This window comes from Mesorhizobium sp. M8A.F.Ca.ET.021.01.1.1 (assembly GCF_003998025.1).
Classification (GTDB): domain Bacteria; phylum Pseudomonadota; class Alphaproteobacteria; order Rhizobiales; family Rhizobiaceae; genus Mesorhizobium.
Window position 1 is genome coordinate 1 of record NZ_RZSJ01000391.1, and the last position, 5,926, is coordinate 5,926.

Annotated in this window: 7 protein-coding genes; 2 read left to right on the forward strand and 5 right to left on the reverse strand. The window is 63.4% G+C overall.

What is annotated here, in order from left to right:
- The coding region (locus tag EOA36_RS24785) for a M20/M25/M40 family metallo-hydrolase (RefSeq protein ID WP_127279816.1) at nucleotides 1–673 on the forward strand (673 nt) is incomplete at its 5' end.
- 22 nt (nucleotides 674–695) lie between these two features.
- Here EOA36_RS24785 and EOA36_RS24790 read toward each other — a convergent pair.
- Genes EOA36_RS24790 through EOA36_RS24810 form a run of 5 tightly spaced genes read right to left on the reverse strand, consistent with a single transcriptional unit; the run spans nucleotide 696 to nucleotide 5,316 of the window.
- Nucleotides 696–1,730: a branched-chain amino acid ABC transporter permease gene (locus EOA36_RS24790; protein ID WP_127279817.1), complete on the reverse strand. Its 1,035-nt coding sequence runs from the start codon at nucleotides 1,728–1,730 to the stop codon at nucleotides 696–698.
- Complete coding sequence (locus EOA36_RS24795) at nucleotides 1,727–2,602, reverse strand: branched-chain amino acid ABC transporter permease (RefSeq protein ID WP_027045159.1); 876 nt, start codon at nucleotides 2,600–2,602, stop codon at nucleotides 1,727–1,729. Before EOA36_RS24795 ends, EOA36_RS24790 begins: the two co-directional genes overlap by 4 nt.
- A 9-nt stretch (nucleotides 2,603–2,611) precedes the next feature.
- Nucleotides 2,612–3,325: an ABC transporter ATP-binding protein gene (locus tag EOA36_RS24800; protein WP_127279818.1), complete on the reverse strand. Its 714-nt coding sequence runs from the start codon at nucleotides 3,323–3,325 to the stop codon at nucleotides 2,612–2,614.
- Entirely contained in the window at nucleotides 3,322–4,059 is a 738-nt protein-coding gene (locus EOA36_RS24805; RefSeq protein ID WP_127279819.1) for an ABC transporter ATP-binding protein, read from the reverse strand. The genes EOA36_RS24800 and EOA36_RS24805 overlap by 4 nt, the downstream gene beginning before the upstream one ends.
- A gap of 3 nt (nucleotides 4,060–4,062) precedes the next feature.
- On the reverse strand, nucleotides 4,063–5,316 hold the full coding sequence (locus EOA36_RS24810) for an ABC transporter substrate-binding protein (protein WP_127279820.1): 1,254 nt from the start codon (nucleotides 5,314–5,316) through the stop codon (nucleotides 4,063–4,065).
- A gap of 190 nt (nucleotides 5,317–5,506) precedes the next feature.
- On the opposite strand from EOA36_RS24810, the gene EOA36_RS24815 reads away from it, so the two are divergent.
- Nucleotides 5,507–5,926 (forward strand): alpha/beta hydrolase (locus tag EOA36_RS24815; protein ID WP_145969292.1); only part of this gene is annotated, 420 nt, incomplete at its 3' end.

Here is a 5,926-nt window from a genome sequence, read left to right on the forward strand (position 1 = left end):
GCGCTACAACGAAATCTATCCGCAGAGGCACGACAAGGGCCGGCTGAAGCCGGGCGTCAACGCGATCGAGATCGCGGCGCGGTTCATCGCCGCCGTCCGCCAATATGAGTTGGACCGGACACGCGCGAAGTCCCATCCGCTGCTGCCGGTCGGCATGAACACGATCAACATCGGTGTCATGCATGGCGGAACGGGCCTTGGCGAACATGGCCTGCCGACGGTGATGACCAATCCGGCCATCATTCCCGATGTCGCGGTGCTCGACCTCGACATGAAATTCCTGCCGGACGAAAACTCGTCGGAATACCGCCGCGACTTCGAGGAGTTCGTCCATCATTTCGCCGAGGCCGACGCCTGGCTGCGCGACAACCCGCCTGTCATCCAGTGGGAACTCGGCGGGCTGCATTTCCCGCCCATGAACACCCCGGTCGACCATCCGCTGGTGAGGTCGCTGATGAAACGCAAGGCCGCTATCGGCAAGACGCCGAAGGCAAGCGGCTTCGTCGCCGTGTGCGATGCCGCGCATTATGCCGGCGCCGGCGTCGACGGCGTCATCTTCGGCCCGTCGGGCGACGGCTTCCATGGCGCCAACGAATATGTCGAGGTGGAATCGGTGGTCGAGACCGCCAAGGTGATTGCCGCTTCGGTGATCGACTGGTGCGGCGTGCGCTGAGCGGAGCTATTGTTCCAGGCAGTCAGGCCGGGCGTTTGATCCGCCCGGCGACCGCACCCCATGCCGACCTGATCATGCCTGCCAGTCCGCTGGGATAGGCCAGCATGACGCCGATGATCAGCACCGCGGTGATGATCGGGCGCCATGCCCCGAAATCGGCCATCCACTCGGCGAAGATCGTCAGCACGAAGGAGGCGACGACGGCACCGTAGATGGTGCTGGTGCCGCCCAGCAGCACCATCGACAGGATGATGGTCGCCAGGCTCATGCCGAACACGTCGATCGAGGCATTGCGTTGGTAGGCGGCGTAGAAGGCGCCGGCAATGCCGGTGAAGAAGGCGCTTGCCGCCAGCGTCAGCATGCGCTGGCGAACGATCGAGACGCCTCGGCTGATGGCATATTCCTCATTGTCGCGCAACGCCACGATGCTGGCGCCGGCGCGCGAGCGCACGAACACGCGCAGAAACAGCGTGCTCGCCACCAGCAGCGCCAGCGCGATGTAGAAATAGGCGAATTTGGCGTCGCGGACCATGTTGTGGTCGAACCAGTAGAGGCCGGGGATACGCACGATCCCTTGCGTGCCACCGGTGATGTCGGACTGGCTGAGGATCACCTGCATGACCAATTGCGCGAAGCCGAAGGTGACCAGGATGATATAGATGCCCTTCAGGCGCAGGATCGGGATGGTCACCACGATCGCGGCAAGCGTGGCGATGATGCCGCTGGCAAGAAGCGCGATCCACGGGTCGAACCCGGCCAGCTTGGTGAGCAGGCTGTAGGCGTAGACGCCAATGCCGAACAGCGCCAGATGGCCGAAATTGAAGACGCCGCCATAGCCGAGGCTGAGGTCCCAGTTCGACGCCACGATGGCGTAGATGAAGGCCATGATCAGGATGTGGCGGGCATAGGTGTCGCCAAAGACGAGCGGCAGCAGCGCCAGCACGACGAAACCGAGCACGAAGCCGACGGCTTCGTGCTTCCACGGCGTGCGGCCGGGTGCGATCGGGGTTGCCGCCGCTGTACGGATCTGGGTGATCGGTGAGGTCATGTCGGTCATGCGAGGCCTCGTGAGCGGCTGGCGAAAATGCCCTCGGGGCGCACCATCAGGGTCAGGATCAGCACGCCGAACAGCAGCGCCGGCGTCCAGTAGAGGCCGAAATAATAGCTGCACGCGGCCTCGAAGAAGCCGATCAGATAGGCGGCGAAAATCGGTCCCGATATGCTCGATATGCCGCCGAACACGACGACGATCAGCGCCTTGAGCAGCGGGTCGCTGCCCATGACGGGCGACATGAAACGATAACCGCCCATGAAGATGCCGGCGAGCCCCGCCAGCGATGCGGCGATGGCGAAGGCGAGCCCATAGAGCGCGGTGACGTTCAGCCCGACCAGATGGCTGGCATCCTCGTTCTGCGCCACCGCACGCAACGCCAATCCGAGCCGCGTGCGGTTGAGGAACATCCACAGTGCCGCCAGGATCAGCGGCGTGATGACGATGATGGCGATCTGGTGGAGCGAAACGCCGACGCCGCCGATGGTGGCGTTGCCGTCGATCAGCGCCGGGATCTGCTTGGAACGCGGCCCCCAGATGGTGAGCGCTCCGTTCTCGATCAGAGATCCGGCGGCAAGGGTGGTGATGACGACGACCAGCACGATGTTGGGCCGGCCGATCAGCGGCCGCACGACGCTCGCCTGCAGGATCCAGCCGACGCCGGCCATGACGACGACAGCGATCGGAAAGGCCACCGCCGCGGGCAGGCCGAGCTCGACCAACTGCCAGGCGATATAGGCGCCCAGCATCATGAACACGCCATGGCTGAAGTTGAACACGCCGATCGTCGTCCAGACCAAAGCCAGACCGACCGCCATCATGGCGTAGAGCGAGCCTTGGAACAGGCCGCCGAACAGGATTTCCGCCAATGCGCTCATTCGACGTTCCTAGTGTCCGAAATACATCGACATGATCTCGCCGTGGTCGAGGCTTTCGCCCGGCTTGATCTCGGTCGCCACCGCGCCATGGTTGACGAGGTAGAGTTGCTGCGTCAGCTCCAGCAGGAATTCGATGTCCTGCTCGACGACGATGAGCGGCACGCCGCCGCGCGAAATGTCCATGACGGAGGCGCAGAGCTCGTCCTTGATCTTGGGCGCCAGCCCAAGCGTCGGCTCGTCGAGGATCAGCAGGCGTGGATGGCTCATCAGCGCCGTGCCGATCGACACCATCTGGCGCTCGCCGCCGGACAGCGTGCGCACGCGCTGGCGCCAGCGTTCCGCCAGTTTCGGGAACAGCCTGATCACCTTCTCGCGGTTCTCCGCCTCATGTGGGCGGGCACGCGGCGAATAGGCGCCCAGCTTCATGCAGTCGGCGATGGAGAGGTCGGGAAACAGCCGGTTGCCTTGCGGCACATGAATCAGGCCGGTGCCGACGATGGCGCGGGCGCTGAGGCCTGATATGTCTTGCCCGTCGAACAGGATGCGGCCGCTCTTCGGCCGCAGGAGACCGGAGATGGCGCGCAGCAGCGTCGTCTTGCCATGGCCGTTCGGGCCGAACAGGCCGACATTGCCGAAGCGGCCGGCCTCCATCGAAATGTCGTGCAGCACGGTGACGCGGCCATAGCCGGCGGTGACGCCTTCGACGGTGAGGATGGGATTCACGCCACCGCCCTCCGGGTTCCGAGATAGGCTTCGATGACGCGCTGGTTCGCAATCACGCTCTCCGGTTCACCGGCGGCGAGCACGCGACCATTGTTGAGCACCAGAAGGTGCCGCGACAGGCTCATCAGGAAGGTCAGCACGTGCTCGATCAGGAGAATGGTGATGCCGCGCTCGGCGGTGCGGCGGATCAGCCCGATCGACGTCTCGATCTCGGGCTTGGTCAGGCTCGACGCCGGCTCGTCGAGCAGAAGCATGCGGGGCTTCATGGCGATGGCGGTGGCAAGCATTAGGCATTTGCGTTCGAAGACGGAAAGCTCGCCGGCCAGCCGCCCGAAGGACGCAGGCCCCAGCCCAACGAATTCCAATGCCTCGGCCGCCGCGTCTCGGGCGGCGGCCGCCGCTTTCTCCTGCCGGCCGTAGCTGGCGCCGATCAACGCGTTCTCGAATACGGTCAGCCCGTCGAAGCTGGTCTCGCGCTGAAAGGTGCGGGCAAGGCCAAGGCGCGCGATGGCATGTCCAGGCTTGCCGTTGATCGCGGTCCCGTCAAAACGGATGTGGCCCCTGTCCGGCCCGAACGGGATGCCGGTGATGATGTTGAACAGCGTGCTCTTGCCGCTGCCGTTCGGACCGGCGATGCCAAAAATTTCGCCGGCCTCGACCTTGAACGACACGCCGTCGACGGCCTTCAGCGAACCGAAGGCCTTCGACACGTCGTCCAGTTCAAGCAGAGCCATGCCTCACTGCATCCAGGGCTGCGGCTTGAAGGCGCCGGTGGCGTATTTTTCCGGCGAGATCAGCGTGCGTTGGCCGTCCCAGATCTGAAAGAAGGTGATCGGGATATAGTCGTCGCCCTGCGTCGCGAGATGCGTGGCGGGATCAAATTTCAGCCGGCCTTCAGCGACTTGCTTGTCGGTCTCCGACAGCGCCTTCATGATCGTCGCATGGTCGGATGCGCCGCCGACCTTCTTGACCGCGTCGAAATAGACATTGGTCATTTCATAGAGGCCGACACCATAGGTGCCGCTTTCGACGCCGTATTTGGCCTTGAATTTGGCCGCTACCTCGTCGGCGCGCGGGTTCTTCGGCGTCGTCAGGGCACCGCCCAGAAGATTGTAGATGACACCGTTCGACTTCTTGCCCGTGAGTTCGACGAACTCCGGAACGCTCGGCGCATATTGCAGGAAGACCAGGCTCTTGGTCGGCTGCTCGAGGAACTGGTTCAGGAAGGACGCCGAATTGCCCGGCAGATAGTCGGTGTTGATGACGACGTCGGGAACGTTCTCGCGCACCTTGGCCAGGATCGGGCGCCAGTCGGTCACTTCGCCGAACGGCACGATCTCGTCGACCGTGATGGTCCAGCCCTTCTCCTTGAAGGTCTTCTTCATGCCTTCGGAGATGGTCTTCGAATAGGCATTGTCGGAGGAGATGATGGCGACCTTCTTGGTCGGCAAGGTGATCTTGCCGTCGGCCGCGAGCTTCTCGACGAACAGGGTGACGTCGGTATTGTAGGCGTCGAAGGATGGCGTCAGGGACCAGCAGCACATGTATTTGTCGGGGCTCGGCGCGATGATGTCCCTGGTCTGCTGAGAGGTGGCCGCCAGCATGTAGGGCATCTCGGCCTCTGCCATGTTGTCGATCTCGAAATTCGTCAGGCTGGCGTAGCCGGTGAGCATGAATTGCACGCCGGGATCGCCAAGCAGGCGTTCGACCGCGCTGGTGACGTTGCCGGCGGACTGATCCTTGACGTCGCCGACCACCAGTTCGAACGTGTTGCCGGCAACGCCGCCGGCGGCGTTCGCCTCATCGATCGCCATCTGCACGCCGCGTTGGAATTCCTGGCCGTCCGCCGCGGCAGGGCCGGTGATCGGCGCCAGCAGGCCGATCTTGACGACATCGGCGAAGGCCGGTGCGCTCGCCGTGGCAAACGCTGCGATCAGCGCTGTGCTCATCAGCATATGGCGGATTCTGTTGCCTGCGGATTTGGATTTCATCGTGCCGTTCCCTGTTTTCCTCCCGTTCATCGGGAGTTGGATAATTGACAATCTACGCATAATTGTTCTTATTTGAAAAGGATTTTTCAACGGCATGAGACCGGGAAAATGTTATGGCAGGGCTAGGGGAGGTGGCGGCGCTTTGTTGTGCAACTGCCTCGAAACAGGGCAATTTCAGACGGAGCCAAAGATGACGATCTCGCAGAACACCCTTGAAACCAGCCACGGCAGGATCGCCGTTCGCGAGACCGACGGCAAAGGCACCGCCGTGCTGCTGATCCACGGCAATTCGTCTTCCGGCGCGGTCTTCCGCAACCAGCTCGAGAGCCCGCTCGGCGAGCGCTACCACCTCATCGCTCCCGATCTGCCTGGGCACGGCGCGTCCGGCGATGCCATCGATCCGGACCGCTCCTACAGCATGGAGGGCTACGCCGACGCGATGACCGAAGTGCTCGGCCTGCTCGGTGTCGGCCAGGCCATCGTCTTCGGCTGGTCGCTCGGCGGCCATATCGGGCTGGAGATGATCGACCGGTATCCTGGCCTGCTCGGCCTGATGATAACGGGCACCCCGCCGGTGTCGCCCGAGGAAGTCGGCAACGGCTTCAAGCCG

Excerpts from the sequence above, each read along its gene's own strand:
- EOA36_RS24790 (WP_127279817.1), bottom strand. The coding sequence starts at position 1,730 with ATGACCGACATGACCTCACCGATCACCCAGATCCGTACAGCGGCGGCA.
- EOA36_RS24795 (WP_027045159.1), bottom strand. The coding sequence starts at position 2,602 with ATGAGCGCATTGGCGGAAATCCTGTTCGGCGGCCTGTTCCAAGGCTCG.
- EOA36_RS24805 (WP_127279819.1), bottom strand. The coding sequence starts at position 4,059 with ATGGCTCTGCTTGAACTGGACGACGTGTCGAAGGCCTTCGGTTCGCTG.
- EOA36_RS24810 (WP_127279820.1), bottom strand. The coding sequence starts at position 5,316 with ATGAAATCCAAATCCGCAGGCAACAGAATCCGCCATATGCTGATGAGC.